Origin of the sequence: Cellulomonas sp. (assembly GCF_035634735.1) — a bacterium.
Taxonomy (GTDB): domain Bacteria; phylum Actinomycetota; class Actinomycetes; order Actinomycetales; family Cellulomonadaceae; genus Cellulomonas.
The window spans coordinates 12,266-28,026 of record NZ_DASQCJ010000081.1 but is presented as its reverse complement, the minus strand read 5'-3'; the positions used below and the strand labels follow the sequence as shown (position 1 = coordinate 28,026).

Here is a 15,761-nt window from a genome sequence, read left to right as displayed (position 1 = left end):
ACCCAGGGACCGAGCCAGGACAGGTGGGCCCGGATCTCCCGCGCGATGTGGTGGTCCGACGGGCCGCCGGCCTTGACGACGCAGAGGGCGCCGTCGGCTGCGCAGACGCGCAGGACGGTCGTCGCGACCAGCCCCCACCCGAGGTCCGCCTCGACCACGCCACCGGGCAGCCACGCCTCGACGAGCGCGCGCTGCCGCGCGTCGAGCGCGCCCCACCCCGAGGTCACCCGCTCACGCTAGCGGGCCGTCCCGACGCCACCGCCCGCCGAGGGGGTAGCACACGCGTCGAGTGGACACCCGGCGGGTACTCGCTCGGCGCGTTCGTTACTCACTCGCCGCTGGCGGCACGACCGCCGGGGTGCGCCCCTCCGCCGAGCGCCCATGAGACGTGTCGAGCGCCTACCCGGCGGATAGGCACTCGACACGCTTCATGGGCACTCGCGGCGGCCCGCCGACGCGCCGCTCAGGCCGACGCCGCCGCCCAGCGGTCCAGGACCGCCGCCGCCGCGCCCGAGTCCACGGCCGCCGCCGCGTGCGACAGGCCCGCGCGCAGCCGCGCCACCAGGTCGCCCCCGTCGGGGCCCGTGCCGGGCTGGCTGCCGTCGGCCACCAGGGCCGCCGCCGCGTTCAGCAGCACGGTCTCCCGCGACGCCACCGGCTCCCCGGCCAGCACCGCCCGGGCCACGCCCGCGTTGAACGCCGCGTCGGCGCCGCGCAGGTCCGCCACCGTCACCGGCGCGAGCCCGAGGTCGGCCACCGGGTCGAGCACGTGCTCGGTCACCGCGCCGTCCTCGACGTGCCACACGTGCGACGTCCCGGTCGGCGCGAGCTCGTCGAGCCCGTCGTCCCCGCGGAACACCAGCGCCTCGGTCCCGCGTCGCGCGAGCACGCCCGCGACCAGGCCCGCCATCCGGGCGTCCGCGACGCCGATGGCGGCGGCGGCCGGCTGCGCCGGGTTGGTCAGCGGGCCGAGGAAGTTGAACACCGTCTTGATGCCGAGGTCCCGCCGCGCGACGGCCACGTGCCGCATCGCGGGGTGGAACGTCAGGGCGAAGCAGAACGTGATGCCGACCTCGGACGCGAGCTGCGCGACGCGCTCGGGGGTCTGGTCGAGCCGGATGCCGAGGGCCTCGAGCACGTCGGCCGAGCCCGAGGACGACGACGCCGCCCGGTTGCCGTGCTTGACCACCCGGACGCCCGTGCCCGCGACGACGACGGACGCCATCGTCGAGACGTTGACCGTGTGCGCGCGGTCGCCGCCGGTGCCGACGATGTCGACGGCGCGCCCGGGGACCTCGAACCGCAGCGCGTGCGCCAGCATCGTGTCCGCCAGCGCCGTCAGCTCGCCGACCGTCTCCCCCTTGGCGCGCAGCGCGGTGAGGAAGCCGGCCACGCGGGCCGGCGAGGCCGACCCGGACATGATCTCGTCCATCGCCCAGGCGGTCTGCGCCTCGTCGAGGTCCCGCCCCTCGACGAGCGTGGTGAGCAGGTCGGACCAGGTGACCTGCTCGGTCATGCGGCGGGGGTCCGGGCGAGCAGGCCCACGACGGCGTCGTGCAGCTCGACCGGGTCGAGGGGCTGGGAGACGACGGCGTCCGCGTCGGACCAGGCGGCGAGCCACGCGTCCTGGGGCCGGCCGGTCAGCACGAGCACCGGCGGGCAGCGGAACACCTCGTCCTTGACCTGGCGCGCGAGGGCCATGCCGCCGACCTTGGCGGCCTCGCCGTCGAGCACGAGCAGGTCGTAGGACCCGGTCTCCGCCTGCTCCAGCGCGGCGGCCGGCGTGGCGACCTCCGCCCACCGGATGTCCGGCTCCCCGCGGCCGAGCCGCCGGCCGACGCCCAGGCGCACCTGCGCGCGCGTGTCGACGTCATCGCTGTAGAGCAGGATGCGCGGGCCCTTCGCGGGCGCGGCGGGGGTGGCGTCAGCGGCCATGGTCGTCCTTCGCTCGTGCGGGGGGACGTGTCGCGCGCGTCCCTGCCCTGCATCTTGGCACGACCGCCGACACGCCGGACGCGACGCTCCGACCTGCCCGCGAACCCGCGGAACGAGGTGACGATGTGACAGAAACCTCGGCGACGTGCGGGGACTAAGGACCCACGCGCAGCCGCCATGAGCCATACTGACAGGCGTGACGACCGCAACGGCTGCCCCCGCCTCCGCTCCCCACGTGAGCGTCAACCGACCGAACCCCGTGTCGGTCGGGACGATCGTGTGGCTGGCCTCGGAGCTCATGTTCTTCGCGGGCCTCTTCGCCATGTACTTCACCCTCCGCGCGACGGTGCCGGAGGAGTGGGCGATCCAGACCGAGAAGCTGAACGTCACGTTCGCCGCGATCAACACGACGGTGCTGCTGCTGTCGTCGGTCACCTGCCAGATGGGCGTCTGGGCCGCCGAGCGGTTCCAGCCGGTCCGCTCCGGCTCGCTGCTCAACGTCCGCGGCTGGGGCATGAACGAGTGGATGACGCTCACCTACATCATGGGCGCCTTCTTCATCGGCGGGCAGGTCTTCGAGTACGCCGAGCTCGTGCACGAGGGCCTCACCATCTCCTCCAGCCCGTACGGCTCGGTGTTCTACCTGACCACCGGCTTCCACGGCCTGCACGTGGTCGGCGGCCTGATCGCCTTCCTGTTCCTGCTGGGCCGCTCGTTCACCTCGAAGCGGTTCGGCCACCACGAGGCGACCACCGCCATCGTGACCTCCTACTACTGGCACTTCGTCGACGTGGTGTGGATCGCGCTGTTCGCGACCATCTACCTGATCAAGTGACCAGCCCGCACCACCCGCAGTCCCCCCGTAGAGCCCCCCGCACGCCCGAGACGAGGATCCATCCGTGAAGGCACTCGCCGCCCGCAGGCACCACCGGTCAGCGCCGGTCGTGCTGCTCCTGCTGGCGCTGCTGCTGACCGGAGCGGTGTACGCGATCGCCCAGCCCGCCAGCGCCGACGCGGCGCAGGCTGCGGCCAGCGAGAGCGACGTCGCCGCCGGTCAGAAGCTGTTCCAGGCCAACTGCGCCACCTGCCACGGCGTCTCCGCCGAGGGCCGGGAGGCCGTCGACGGCGGCGCCGGCGGCCCGTCCCTCATCGGCGTGGGCGCGGCCGCGGTCGACTTCCAGGTCGGCACCGGTCGTATGCCCGCGCAGATGAACGGCGCGCAGATCCAGGCCAAGCCGGTCCAGTTCGACGACGAGCAGATCGCGCAGCTCGCGGCCTACGTCGCGTCCCTGGGCGCCGGCCCGTCGATCCCGTCGGAGGAGCAGGTCGACCCGAGCAAGGGCGACGCGGCCAACGGCATGGCCCTGTTCCGCACGAACTGCGCCATGTGCCACAACGCGGTCGGCGCCGGCGGCGCGCTGTCCCAGGGCAAGTGGGCCCCGGCGCTCACCGACACCACGCCCACGCACATCTACGAGGCCATGCTGACCGGCCCGCAGTCGATGCCGGTCTTCAACGACGCCAACATCACCCCGGACGAGAAGCGCGACATCATCGCCTACCTCGACGAGCAGCGCGACGGGTCGCCCGGCGGCCTGACCCTCGGTTCGCTGGGCCCGGTCGGCGAGGGCCTGTGGGCCTGGGTCGTCGGCATCGGCCTGCTGATCGGCGCCTCGGTCTGGATCGGAGCCAAGTCCTCGTGAGCACGCACCACGACCCCTCCACCGACGTCACGACCCGCGGCGACGGCGCCCTGCCCGAGCGGTTCGACGACCCGGGCCTGCACGAGCACCGGGCACGCGTCGGCGACACCGACCCGAAGGCGAACAAGCGCGCCGAGCGGCAGGTCGTCGTCCTCTTCACGATCTCGATCCTCGGCACCATCGGCGCGATCGTCGCGTACGCCCTGGTGCCCCCGGGCGAGACGGTCGGCACCATGCGGCTGTCCAACCTGCTGCTCGGCCTGGGCCTGTTCCTCGGCCTCGCCGGCATCGGGCTCGCGGCCGTGCACTGGGCCAAGGCGCTCATGAACGACCACGAGCGCGCCGAGGACCGGCACCCCACCGCGTCGTCCGACTCCGTCCGCGTCAAGGCCGTCGAGGCCCTGCGCGAGGGCGCCAAGGACTCCGCCATCGGCCGCCGGGGCGTGCTGAAGGGCGCGATGGTCACCTCGCTGGCCCTGTTCCCGCTCGCGATCGCGGTGCCGCTCGTCGGCAACCTCGGCGGCGGCTGGGACGTCTCGCAGTCGAAGCGCACGATGTGGCGCCGCGGCACCCGCCTGACGATCGACCCGTCCGGCCGCCCGATCAAGGCGTCCGACGTCACCATCGGCTCGGCCTTCCACGTCATCCCCGAGGGCCTCGAGGAGACCGAGCACCCGCTCAACGAGAAGGCCAAGGCCGTCGTGCTGATGGTCCGCATGGACCCGCGCGACATCAAGTCCGAGCAGGGCGAGGGCTGGAGCTACGACGGCATCCTCGCCTTCTCCAAGATCTGCACCCACGTCGGGTGCCCCGTCGCCCTCTACGAGCAGCAGACGCACCACATCCTGTGCCCGTGCCACCAGTCGACCTTCGACGCCGCCGACGGCGCCAAGGTGGTCTTCGGCCCCGCGCACCGCCCGCTGCCCCAGCTGCCGATCACCGTCGACGACGAGGGCTACCTCGTCGCGCAGAGCGGTTTCGACTCCCCCATCGGCCCGTCCTTCTGGGAGCGCCTCACGTGAGCACCGTCGACTCTCCCCCGGCACCGCCGACGCGCACCACGCGCGCCGCCGCGGCGACCGCGGACTACCTGGACCAGCGCACCGGCGTCGGCAACGCCGTCAAGGAGTTCGCGCGCAAGATCTTCCCCGACCACTGGTCGTTCCTCCTGGGTGAGATCGCGCTCTACTCGTTCGTGGTCCTGCTCATCTCGGGCACGTTCCTCACGATGTTCTTCGTGCCCTCCATGACCGAGGTGCACTACCACGGCCCCTGGGCGGCCATGGACGGCGTGCAGATGTCCGAGGCGTTCGCCTCGACGCTGCGCCTGTCGTTCGAGGTCCGCGGCGGTCTGCTCATGCGGCAGATCCACCACTGGGCCGCGCTGATCTTCATGGCCTCGATCGTCACGCACATGATGCGCGTGTTCTTCACCGGCGCCTTCCGCAAGCCGCGCGAGCTCAACTGGCTCGTCGGCTTCACGCTGATGATCCTGGGCCTGCTGGCCGGCTTCTCCGGCTACTCGCTCCCCGACGACGTGCTGTCCGGCAACGGCCTGCGCATCGCCGACGGCGTGGCCCGCGCGATCCCGATCCTCGGCTCGTACGTGTCGTTCGGCCTGTTCGGCGGCGAGTTCCCGGGCGTGGACCTGATCCCCCGCCTGTTCACGGTGCACATCCTGCTGATCCCGGCGCTGATCCTCGCGCTCATCGGCCTGCACCTGCTCATGGTCGTGCTGCACAAGCACACCCAGTACCCGGGCTCCGGCCGGACCGACAAGAACGTCGTCGGCTACCCGCTGTTCCCCGTGTACGTGGCGAAGGCCGGCGGCTTCTTCTTCGTGGTGTTCGCGGTCATCGCCCTCATGGCGGCGACCATGACCATCAACCCGGTGTGGAACTACGGCCCGTTCGACCCGGGCGTCGTCTCCGCCGGGGCGCAGCCGGACTGGTACATGCTGTTCCTCGAGGGCGGCCTGCGCCTGATGCCGGGCTGGGAGTTCGTCATCGGCCAGTACACGGTCTCGATGAACATCCTCATCCCCGGCGTGGTCATCCCGGGCCTGCTGTTCACGGTCCTCGCGCTGTGGCCGTTCATCGAGGCCTTCGCGACCGGCGACAAGCGCGAGCACCACGTGCTCGACCGCCCGCGCAACGCGCCGTTCCGCACCGCGTTCGGCGTCGCCTACCTGACGGCGTTCCTGATCCTGGTCCTGGCCGGGTCGAACGACCTCATCGCGACGCACTTCCACCTGTCGATCAACGACATCACGTGGACGTTCCGGGTGCTGTTCTTCGTCGCGCCGGTGCTGGCGTTCTGGATCACGAAGCGCATCTGCTTCGCGCTGCAGCGCAAGGACCGCGAGCTGGTCCTGCACGGCCACGAGACCGGCCGCATCGTCCGGTTCGCGTCCGGCGAGTACATCGAGGTGCACAAGCCCCTCGACGCGCACGAGCGGTGGCTGCGGGTGCAGCACGAGCCGCGCCGCCCGGTCGAGATCGAGCCGGCCGAGGACTCGCGCGGCGTGCGCCGCAAGGGCTACCGGATCGACGCGGCCCGGCGCCGGCTGTCGAAGGTCTTCTACGAGGACCGGATCGAGCCCGTCACCCCGGCAGAGCTCGCGGCGGCCCAGTCGCACGGCGGCCACGACGCCCTGCCACTCGCGCACGAGGAGCGCCACGAGGAGCTGACGGCCGGCGCGTCCGGCAGCCGGCACCTCGCCCCGGAGCCCGAGGACACCGAGGGCACCCAGGGCACGCAGCGCCACTGAAACAGGCGCTGACCTGGGGAATCATCCCGAGCGCCCGGTCGTTGCACCGGGTGGGCGAGACGATCTCGACAGGACGACCCCGCCCGGGTCGCACCGGCACACCGCCGGAGCGGCCCGGGCGTCGTCGTCCCCGGACCGTCGGACCCCAGACGTACCCCGAGCCGGACCCCCGGCCCGGGAGGCCGGGGACCACCCGGTCGTGGTACGACAGAGGAGGTGCGCCCGCCCGACGGCGGGGCGCACCGACTGCGAAGACGCCGCCGCGGCGAACCGAGCCGCGGCCCGAGCAGGAGAGGCACTGATGGCTGACTACACCCTTCCGGACCTGCCCTACGACTACGCGGCGCTCGAGCCGCACATCTCCGGCCGCATCATGGAGCTGCACCACGACAAGCACCACGCGACGTACGTGGCCGGCGCCAACACGACGCTGGAGAAGCTGGCGGGTGCCCGGGAGTCCGGCGACTTCGCCGCCGTGGCCGGCCTGGAGAAGACCCTGGCCTTCAACCTCGGCGGCCACGTGAACCACTCGGTGTTCTGGGAGAACCTCTCCCCCGACGGCGGCGACAAGCCGGTCGGCGAGCTGGCCGCGGCGATCGACGAGTTCTTCGGCTCGTTCGACAAGTTCCAGGCGCACTTCACCGCCAACGCCACCACCATCATGGGCTCCGGCTGGTCGATCCTGGCCTGGGACTCCCTGGGCGAGAAGCTCGTGATCGTGCAGCTGTACGACCAGCAGGGCAACATCCCGCTGGGCGTCGTGCCGATCGTCGTGCTCGACATGTGGGAGCACGCGTTCTACCTCGACTACGTCAACGTCAAGGCGGACTACGTCAAGGCGTGGTGGAACATCGTGAACTGGGCGGACGCCGGTGAGCGCTTCGCCCGCGCGCGCACCCAGACCTCTGGCCTCATCGTCCCGTCGCTCTGACGCCGCTCTGACGGCCGCGCGAGGCCGGTCCGCCCTCTGGGGCGGGCCGGCCTCTCTCGTGCCCGTACCGGGCCGCCTGGCGCGCGCCGCCGCCTTCGCGGGGCGCGGCCGGCGCGTCGAGGTAGGACCGGCGCGTCGAGGTAGGACCGTCGCGCCGAGATAGGACCGCGGACGGCCCTCTCTCGCCCGCCAGGCCCTATCTCGGCGAACGCAGGCGCACGACGGCGGCGCGCCCTGGGCGCGACTCCGGGCATGCAGAAGGGCCGGGCGCCCCGTGGGGTGCCCGGCCCTTCGTGCCGTGCTGTGCGGTCAGTGCGCGTGCTGGCCGCGGGAGAACTCGAAGATCCACCCGACCAGGCCGATCGCGCCGAGGGCGGCGCCGACGTACAGCAGCCACCAGCCGATCGCCATGCCGAGGAACACCAGCGCCCCGGCGAAGGCGATCGTGATGGGCCACCAGCTCCACGGGCTGAACACGCCCTGGTCGCCGGCGCCCTCCGCGATCAGCGCCTCCGGGTCGTCCTCCGGGCGGGCGTCGATCCGGCGGGAGAGCAGCAGCAGGTAGCCGCCGATCATGCCCACCAGGCCACCGACCAGCGGGATGCCGACGGTGCCGACGGGCTCGCCGCCGCTCCACCAGGCGTAGATCAGGCCGATCGGGACGAAGAACAGGATCCCGCCCAGGAACAGGTAGGGCTCCACCTTCATGGCGTGCTTCGGGCGCTCGCCGCCGGACACGGACGGCTTCGCGCCGCCGAACTCGTCGAGCCTGCTCACTTGCGCCCCTCCTCGTCGTCGGTGTCACGCGGGCGGTCGTCGACGATGGTCGCCGAGGACTGCTCCTCCTGGCCGCCGCCGTGCTCCGCGCGGTCGCGGGCGACGCCCTGCTCGCCGGTGCGCTCGGCCTCCCAGTCGAAGAACCCGGGCTCGGGCTCGACGTGGTCCATGGCCGCCACCTCGGGGTGGTGCAGGTCGAACGCGGGGCGCTCGGACCGGATGCGCGGCAGCGACGTGAAGTTGTGCCGCGGCGGCGGGCAGGACGTGGCCCACTCGAGCGACTGGCCGTAGCCCCACGGGTCGTCGACGGTCACCTTCGGCGCGCGGCGCCAGGTGATGTAGACGTTCCACAGGAACGGCAGCGTCGAGATCGCGAGGATCATCGAGCCGATCGTCGAGAGCTGGTTCATCCAGGTGAACCCGTCCTCGGGCGAGTAGTCCGCGTACCGTCGGGGCATGCCGACCACGCCCAGCCAGTGCTGGATGAGGAACGTCATGTGGAAGCCGACGAACAGCAGCCAGAAGTGCAGCTTGCCGAGGCGCTCGTTGAGCATGCGCCCGGTGAACTTCGGCCACCAGTAGTACATGCCGCCGAACATCATGAACACGACGGTGCCGAACACCACGTAGTGGAAGTGCGCGACCACGAAGTACGTGTCGGAGACGTGGAAGTCGAGGGCCGGGCTGGACAGGATGATGCCCGTCAGGCCGCCGAACAGGAACGTCGTCAGGAAGCCGATCGTCCAGAGCATCGGCGTCTCGAACGTGAGCTTGCCGCGCCACATCGTGCCGATCCAGTTGAAGAACTTCACGCCTGTCGGGACGGCGATCAGCATCGTCATCAGGGCGAAGAACGGCAGCAGGACGGCGCCGGTGACGTACATGTGGTGCGCCCACACGGTGACCGACAGGGCCGCGATCGCGATCGTCGCGTAGACGAGGCCCTTGTAGCCGAACACCGGCTTGCGGCTGAACACCGGGAGGATCTCGGTCGCGATGCCGAAGAACGGCAGGGCGATGATGTAGACCTCGGGGTGCCCGAAGAACCAGAACAGGTGCTGCCAGAGGATGGCGCCGCCGTTCTCGGGGTTGAAGACCTGCGCGCCGAGGCGGCGGTCGGCACCCAGCGCGAACAGCGCGGCGGCCAGCGGCGGGAACGCCATCAGCACCAGCAGGCTCGTGACGAGCGTGTTCCAGGTGAAGATCGGCATCCGGAACATGGTCATGCCCGGGGCGCGCATCGTGACGATCGTGGTGATGAAGTTGACCGCTCCGAGGATCGTGCCGAAACCGGTCAGCGCGAGGCCGAACACCCACAGGTCGCCGCCGGCGCCCGGCGAGTACACGGAGTTCGACAGCGGCGCGTACGCGAACCAGCCGAACGACGCCGCGCCCTGCGGGGTGAGGAAGCCGCCCGCGGCGATCAGGCCGCCGAACAGGTACAGCCAGTACGAGAACGCGTTGAGCCGCGGGAACGCGACGTCGGGGGCGCCGATCTGCAGCGGCATGATGATGTTCGCGAAAGCCGCGAACAGCGGCGTCGCGAACAGCAGCAGCATGATCGTGCCGTGCATCGTGAAGAGCTGGTTGTACTGCTCCTTGCTCTGCACGATCTGGATGCCGGGCTCGAACAGCTCGGCGCGGATCAGCAGCGCCATGATGCCGCCGATCGCGAACCACACGAACGCGGTGATCAGGTACATGTAGCCGATCGTCTTGTGGTCGGTCGACGTGACCCACTTGACGATCGTGCGGCCCAGGGTCTGGCGGCGGGGGGCGAGCCCCGGCACGACCTCGACGGTGGCGGCCATCAGTTCGCTCCCTCTTCGCCCTCGGCGTCGCTGCCACCCTCACCGGTGACGCGGACGTCCTGCAGGCGGCTGTAGTCCAGGCCCAGCTGGCCGTCCTGGCCGGCGTCCCGCAGCTCCTCGATGTGCGCGTCGTACTCCTCGCGCGACACGACCTTCACGTTGAACAGCATCGACGAGTGCTCCTCGCCGCAGAGCTCGGCGCACTTGCCGACGTACTCGCCCTCGACCTGCGGGACGACCTGGAACGTGTTGGTGCGCCCCGGGATCATGTCCTGCTTGTAGAGGAAGGCCGGCACCCAGAACGAGTGGATGACGTCGCGGGAGTCGAGGACGAACTCGACCCGCTCGCCCACGGGCAGGTACAGCGTCGGCTGGTCCGCCAGGACGCCGGTCGCGCCGACCTCCTGCGCGTGCTGGCCGGTGTCGTACACGTCGTCGTCGACGTAGTTGAAGTCCCAGCTCCACTGCTTGCCGATGACCTGCACGGTCATGTCGGGCTCCGCGGAGGTGTCCTGGATCTCGGTCATGTCGCGCGCCGTGTAGTAGAACAGCACGCCGACCATGATGATCGGCAGGATCACGTACATGATCTCCAGCGGCACGTGGTACCGGAGCTGCACGGGGAGCTGGTCGTCGTCCTTGCGCTTCCGGTAGACCGTGACGCACCAGAGGATCAGTCCCCAGGTCAGGATGCCGACCAGCAGGGCGGCCACCCAGGAGCCGACCCAGAGGTCGGTGATCCGTCCGGTCTGGTTCGTGATCTCGTTGTCGGAGTCGCCGGGCAGCCAGCCGCGCTGGGTCTCGGGCGAGCATCCGGCGAGCGCCAGGGCGACGGTCGTCGCGGCGCCCGCGACGGCCAGTCGGGTCCGCCAGGGGCGGCGGGGGGTCTGCGAGCGCACCGGGGGCCTTCCACGTCGGTCCCCGTCGTGCACGACACCGCATCGCGTCGCCCGACAGGGAAGTCACCTAGGACCTATGTCCTCGATCCCGTGCAGCCTAGCGCGCTGGTCGGCCCGCCGCGGCCCTGGAATCGCCCGCGGACGCCAGTTTGTGACGCAGTGTCATCTGGATCACGTCCCGGACCGGCCTGTGCGGCGCCTGCGCGTCCTCGGACCCGGCCGGGGTGCGCGGGGCCGGGGTTCGCCGGGCCGGCCGGGGCGCGCCGGGCCGGCCGGTAGCGTGCCCGGGTGACCGACTCCCCCGCCGCCCGCCGCGTCGTCCTCGACGCCGGCGGCCGCGCGCCCGTGCTGCCCGCCGCGCGGGAGGCGTTCCTCGCCGCGCTCGACGAGGGCTGGGCCGACCCGCGCCGGCTGCACTCCGAGGGGCGGCGCGCCCGCGCGCTGCTCGACGGGGCGCGGGAGGCGGTGGCGGCGCTCGTCGGCGCGCGGACCGAGGAGGTCGACCTCGCGCCGTCGCACACGGCGGCGCTGCACGGCGCGGTCGTCACGGTCGCGCGGGGGCGGCGGCGCGTCGGGTCCGCGGTGCTGGCCTCGGCGGTCGAGCGGCGGGCCGTGCTGGACGCGGCGGAGGCGGCCGGGTCCCTCGTCCCGGCGCCGGTGGACCGCGACGGCCGGCTCGACCTCGCCGCGTTCGCCGACGCCGTGGCGCGCCCGGGGGTGGCGCTGGCGGCGGTGCAGCACGCGAACGGCGAGGTCGGCACGCTGCAGCCGGTCGCCGGGGCGCACGCCGCCGCGCGGGCCGCCGGGGTGCCGCTGCTGGTCGACGCCGGCTCCTCGTTCGGGCACGCGCCCGTCGGCCCGGACTGGGACGTGCTGACGCTCGACCCCGGCGACGTCGGCGCGCTGCCCGGCGTGGCCGTCCTGGTCACGCGCGCCGGGGTGCGCCGCTCCCCCGTGCCGCCCGCCGGCGCCGGCGACGAAGACCGGTGGTTCCCCGGCGGCGTGTCCGTGCCCGCCGCGCTGGCCGCCGCCGTCGCGCTGCAGGCCGCCGCGGCCTGGGTCGCCGCGGGCCCCGACCCGCGGCACGCCCTGGTCGACCGGGTGCGCGCCCGGGTGGCGGCGGAGGTGTCGGAGGTCGACGTCGCCGGACCCGCGGACGGCCGGCTGCCGCACGTGCTGACGTTCTCCTGCCTGTACGTCGACGGCGAGGCGGTCGTCACGGCGCTGGACCGGGCCGGGTTCGCCGTGGCGTCGGGGTCCGCGTGCACGTCCGCGACCGACGAGCCGAGCCACGTGCTCGCCGCGATGGGCGCGCTGACCCAGGGGAACGTGCGGGTGTCGCTGCCCGCGGGCACGACGGCGGCGGACGTGGACCGGTTCTGCGCCGCGCTGCCGGGCGTGGTGGCGGCGATCCGGCGGGACGCGGGCCTGACGGACCTCTGACGCCCGGCGGGCGGGGGGCGTGCCGGCCCCGGGGACGCACGAGGGCCCCGGACCGTGCGGTCCGGGGCCCTCGGGGCGTCAGGCGGTGCGGGTCAGCTGAACGAGCCGCCGCAGGCGCAGGACGAGCCCGCGTTCGGGTTGTCGATCGTGAAGCCCTGCTTCTCGATGGTGTCCGCGAAGTCGATGGTCGCGCCCTCGAGGTACGGGACGCTCATCCGGTCCACGACGACCTCGACGCCGTCGAAGTCGACCAGCGCGTCGCCGTCGAGCACGCGCTCGTCGAAGTAGAGCTGGTAGATGAGGCCCGAGCAGCCGCCCGGCTGCACCGCGATGCGCAGGCGCAGGTCGTCGCGCCCCTCCTGCTCGAGCAGGCTGCGCACCTTGCCGGCCGCGATGTCGGTGAGCTGGACGCCGTGCGTCGCGGTCTCGGTGGTCTCGCTCATGGTGTCTCCTGACGGTGTCTCGGATCGGTCGCGGGCGCGCGCCCGTGCGCGTGCCGCGGGACGGTCACGTCGAGCACAACCGGGCTCCCGCGTGATCTGTTCCCACACTACGCCCGCGCGGGCCGCAGGCCCCGGGACGCGCACAGGACCTGCACGCAGCGTGGCGTGCCGCCCGCGCCCCACCCCGGGCCGCTGCCCGCGCCGAGCGCGCCCCCCACCGGGCCGAGTGCACACCAAACGGGTCGAGTGCCTATCCGCGGGATAGGCACTCGACCCGTTTCGTATGCAGTCGACGGCAGCGCGACGGCACCGCGGCGCCGCAGCGCCCCGGCGGCGCCGCGTCAGCGCGACCAGGTACGCGCGATGCGCGGCAGCCGCGCGCGCAGGGCGCCGGCCGGGTCGCGCCGCCAGGCGTCCTCGTCCGCCGGGTGCTCGACGACCCCGAACCCCGCCGCGAGGCCCGCGGCACCCCAGTCGCGGCGGCCGGTGCGCAGCTGCGCCGCCACCGCGATCGCGGGCACGCCCAGCGGCAGCGCGGCGCGGGCCACCGCCCCGACGACGCCGTGCTCCAGCGCCGTCCCGTCCAGGACGGCCGTGCCGGTCAGCACCAGGTCCGCCTCCGCGGCCCGGCCCGCCAGGTCGACCGCGTCGGCGACCCAGGACGCCCCGTCGACGAGGCGCGCCCCGAGCAGCCCGAGCGCGAACGCCGCCCCGCCGCCCGCGCCGGACCCCGGGGCGAGCGCCGCGCGCGACCCCGGCGCCCGCCCGCCGGCACCGGCACCGCCACCCGCCGCACCGCCGGCCGCCGCACCGCCACCCGCCGCACCGCCGCCCAGCACACCCCCCGCACCCGCGCTCCCGCCCAGCAGGTCCCGCCGCCCGCCGTCGGCGGCCAGCGCCGCAGCCTCCCCCGCCGCCCGCACGAACCCCGCCGCGGCGCGCTCCACGTCCTGCGCGGCCTCCGCGGGCACCCGCCCGGCCTCGGCCAGGTCGGCGGACACCCCGCCGAGCCCCAGCAGCGGCAGGTCGTGCGCGTGCAGCGCCACCAGGTCCCGCCCGCGCAGCGCCGCGCGCAGCTCCCCGAGCGCGCCGAGGTCGCCCGCACCCAGCCCGGCGGCCGCGTCCAGCCCGCGCGCCGCGGCGGCCGGCGCCGCGCCCAGCGCCGCCAGCAGCCCCGCGCCCGCGTCGTGCGCCACGGTCCGCCGCCCGCCCAGGCCGACCACGACCCGTCCGGCGCCGGTGTCCAGCGCCGCCGCCAGCAGCGTGCCGAGCCCGGCCGAGGTCGTCGCGCCCACCGGCGCCGCCCCGGGGTCGGCCGCGCCCAGCGCCAGCGCCCCGTCGACGTACGCGGTCCGGCCGCCCCCGGGCTCGACCACGACCAGCACCGCCCCCGGGACGACCGCCCCGTGCGCGTCGGTCGTCGTGACGGACAGCAGCTCGCCGCCCCGCGCCGCGCGCACCGCGTCGACCAGCCCCGCGCCGCCGTCGGACAGCGGCAGCGGGATCAGCGTGTCGGCGGGCGCCGCCTCCCGCCAGCCGGCGGACAGCGCCGCGACCGCCTCGTCGGCGGTCAGCACCGGCCACGGGTCGGCGCCCGCGGCGACGGACGGGCCCGCGACGCCCCGCACCGCGGAGGCGGCGGACCCCGGGGCGCCGCCGGGGCCGGGGCCGGGGCCGTCGCCCGGGCGCGCGTCGAACCGGCCGGGGGCGACGAGGACGTGCACGGCGCGATCCTCGCACGACCGCGCTCCGCCCCACCCACCCCGGTCCTGGTCAGCGCCCCGGAGCGCTGTGGGATGATCCTGCGCGTGACTCTCCTCGCCCCCGGGACCACGTTCGCCGAGCCCGCGTCCTCCGCGCTGCTGCTGCTCGGCCAGGGCCGCGACCTCGCGTCGGAGCGCGGCGTCGAGTGCGTCGGCGCCCTGCCCGCCGCCTCCGACCCCGACCTGGTGGAGCGCGCCCGCACCGCCCGGGCCGCGCTCGGCGACCGGGCCTTCGTGCTCGGCCACCACTACCAGCGCGACGAGGTCATCGACTTCGCCGACGTCACCGGCGACTCGTTCAAGCTCGCCCGCGAGGCCGCGGCCCGACCCGACGCCGAGTTCATCCTGTTCTGCGGGGTGCACTTCATGGCCGAGTCCGCCGACATCCTCACGTCCGACGCCCAGCAGGTCGTGCTGCCCGACATGGCGGCCGGCTGCTCGATGGCCGACATGGCCGCGATCGACCAGGTCGAGGACGCCTGGGACGTGCTGGTCGAGGCCGGCGTCGCCGCGGACACCGTCCCGGTGACCTACATGAACTCGACGGCCGCCATCAAGGCGTTCACCGGCCGGCACGGCGGCACCGTCTGCACGTCGTCGAACGCGCACGTCGCGCTGCGCTGGGCCTTCGACCAGGTCGGCGGCGTCGACGGCACCGGCAAGGTGCTGTTCATGCCGGACCAGCACCTCGGCCGGAACACGGCGGTGCTGGAGCTCGGCCTCCCGCTGGACGCGTGCGTGGTGTTCGACCCGCGCAAGCCGAACGGCGGCCTCACCGCCCAGCAGCTCAGGGACGCGCGGATGATCCTGTGGCGCGGGCACTGCTCGGTGCACGGCCGGTTCAGCGCGCAGAACCTGGTCGACGTCCGCGCGGCGGTGCCCGACGTCACCGTGCTGGTGCACCCCGAGTGCAAGCACGAGGTCGTGACGGGCGCCGACATGGTCGGGTCGACGGAGTACATCATCAAGGCCCTCGACGCGGCCCCCGCGGGGTCCGCGTGGGCCATCGGCACCGAGCTCAACCTGGTCCGCCGGCTCGCGAAGGCGCACCCGGACAAGCAGATCTCGTACCTCGACTCGACGGTGTGCTTCTGCTCGACCATGAACCGGATCGACCTGCCGCACCTGGTGTGGGCGATGGAGTCGCTGGTCGCCGGGCGGGTGCCGAACCGCATCGTCGTCGACGCGGACGACGCGCACTGGGCGCGGGTGGCGCTCGACCAGATGCTGGCCCTGCCGGGGTACTGACACCCTGGGGGTCGGGCCCGCCCGGCCGGGCGGGTCAG

The 15,761-nt window shown here is 73.6% G+C and carries 14 protein-coding genes and 1 pseudogene; 7 read left to right on the top strand and 8 right to left on the bottom strand.

What is annotated here, in order from left to right; translation table 11 throughout:
• The 3 genes and pseudogenes from VER05_RS07405 to VER05_RS07395 form a co-directional block, all read right to left on the bottom strand.
• Positions 1-227: pseudogene (locus tag VER05_RS07405) on the bottom strand (aminoglycoside phosphotransferase family protein); the annotation flags it as partial.
• 236 nt (positions 228-463) lie between these two features.
• Positions 464-1,516: an anthranilate phosphoribosyltransferase gene (trpD, locus tag VER05_RS07400; protein ID WP_324844736.1), complete on the bottom strand. Its 1,053-nt coding sequence runs from the start codon at positions 1,514-1,516 to the stop codon at positions 464-466.
• Positions 1,513-1,935 (bottom strand): response regulator, encoded by a 423-nt coding sequence (locus VER05_RS07395; RefSeq protein WP_324844735.1) that lies wholly within the window; start codon positions 1,933-1,935, stop codon positions 1,513-1,515. Before VER05_RS07395 ends, trpD begins: the two co-directional genes overlap by 4 nt.
• 187 nt (positions 1,936-2,122) lie before the next feature.
• On the opposite strand from VER05_RS07395, the gene VER05_RS07390 reads away from it, so the two are divergent.
• The 5 genes from VER05_RS07390 to VER05_RS07370 all read left to right on the top strand — a co-directional run bounded on the left by VER05_RS07390 (position 2,123) and on the right by VER05_RS07370 (position 7,339).
• Complete coding sequence (locus VER05_RS07390; RefSeq protein ID WP_324844738.1) at positions 2,123-2,770, top strand: heme-copper oxidase subunit III; 648 nt, start codon at positions 2,123-2,125, stop codon at positions 2,768-2,770.
• 64 nt (positions 2,771-2,834) lie between these two features.
• A complete protein-coding gene (locus VER05_RS07385; RefSeq protein ID WP_324844734.1) occupies positions 2,835-3,638 on the top strand; it encodes a c-type cytochrome in 804 nt (267 codons plus the stop codon).
• Positions 3,635-4,660 (top strand): ubiquinol-cytochrome c reductase iron-sulfur subunit, encoded by a 1,026-nt coding sequence (locus VER05_RS07380; protein ID WP_324844733.1) that lies wholly within the window; start codon positions 3,635-3,637, stop codon positions 4,658-4,660. The genes VER05_RS07385 and VER05_RS07380 overlap by 4 nt, the downstream gene beginning before the upstream one ends.
• Positions 4,657-6,408, top strand: a complete 1,752-nt coding sequence (locus tag VER05_RS07375) for a cytochrome bc complex cytochrome b subunit (RefSeq protein WP_324844732.1) — start codon at positions 4,657-4,659, stop codon at positions 6,406-6,408. The genes VER05_RS07380 and VER05_RS07375 overlap by 4 nt, the downstream gene beginning before the upstream one ends.
• A gap of 301 nt (positions 6,409-6,709) precedes the next feature.
• The gene (locus VER05_RS07370; RefSeq protein WP_324844731.1) at positions 6,710-7,339 is read left to right on the top strand and encodes a superoxide dismutase; all 630 of its coding nucleotides are present in this window, start codon (positions 6,710-6,712) and stop codon (positions 7,337-7,339) included.
• Between the two features lie 309 nt (positions 7,340-7,648).
• Here the strand turns inward: VER05_RS07370 and VER05_RS07365 are convergent, their stop codons facing one another.
• The 3 genes from VER05_RS07365 to coxB all read right to left on the bottom strand — a co-directional run bounded on the left by VER05_RS07365 (position 7,649) and on the right by coxB (position 10,826).
• Positions 7,649-8,047, bottom strand: a complete 399-nt coding sequence (locus VER05_RS07365) for a cytochrome c oxidase subunit 4 (RefSeq protein WP_324844737.1) — start codon at positions 8,045-8,047, stop codon at positions 7,649-7,651.
• Between the two features lie 65 nt (positions 8,048-8,112).
• A complete protein-coding gene (gene ctaD / locus VER05_RS07360) occupies positions 8,113-9,927 on the bottom strand; it encodes a cytochrome c oxidase subunit I (protein ID WP_324844730.1) in 1,815 nt (604 codons plus the stop codon).
• Positions 9,927-10,826, bottom strand: a complete 900-nt coding sequence (gene coxB / locus VER05_RS07355) for a cytochrome c oxidase subunit II (protein ID WP_324844729.1) — start codon at positions 10,824-10,826, stop codon at positions 9,927-9,929. The genes ctaD and coxB overlap by 1 nt, the downstream gene beginning before the upstream one ends.
• 288 nt (positions 10,827-11,114) lie before the next feature.
• On the opposite strand from coxB, the gene VER05_RS07350 reads away from it, so the two are divergent.
• Positions 11,115-12,269 (top strand): cysteine desulfurase family protein, encoded by a 1,155-nt coding sequence (locus VER05_RS07350; RefSeq protein ID WP_324844728.1) that lies wholly within the window; start codon positions 11,115-11,117, stop codon positions 12,267-12,269.
• A 92-nt stretch (positions 12,270-12,361) separates the two neighbouring features.
• Here the strand turns inward: VER05_RS07350 and erpA are convergent, their stop codons facing one another.
• Together erpA and VER05_RS07340 are read right to left on the bottom strand one after the other, a co-directional pair.
• Positions 12,362-12,712 carry an iron-sulfur cluster insertion protein ErpA gene (gene erpA, locus VER05_RS07345; RefSeq protein WP_166941480.1) on the bottom strand — a complete coding sequence of 117 codons (351 nt, stop codon included), beginning with the start codon at positions 12,710-12,712 and terminating at the stop codon, positions 12,362-12,364.
• 341 nt (positions 12,713-13,053) lie between these two features.
• Complete coding sequence (locus VER05_RS07340; protein ID WP_324844727.1) at positions 13,054-14,436, bottom strand: glycerate kinase; 1,383 nt, start codon at positions 14,434-14,436, stop codon at positions 13,054-13,056.
• A 72-nt stretch (positions 14,437-14,508) separates the two neighbouring features.
• Between VER05_RS07340 and nadA the strand changes: the two genes are divergently transcribed.
• The gene (gene nadA / locus VER05_RS07335) at positions 14,509-15,723 is read left to right on the top strand and encodes a quinolinate synthase NadA (RefSeq protein WP_414647578.1); all 1,215 of its coding nucleotides are present in this window, start codon (positions 14,509-14,511) and stop codon (positions 15,721-15,723) included.
• Positions 15,724-15,761 lie beyond the last annotated feature (38 nt).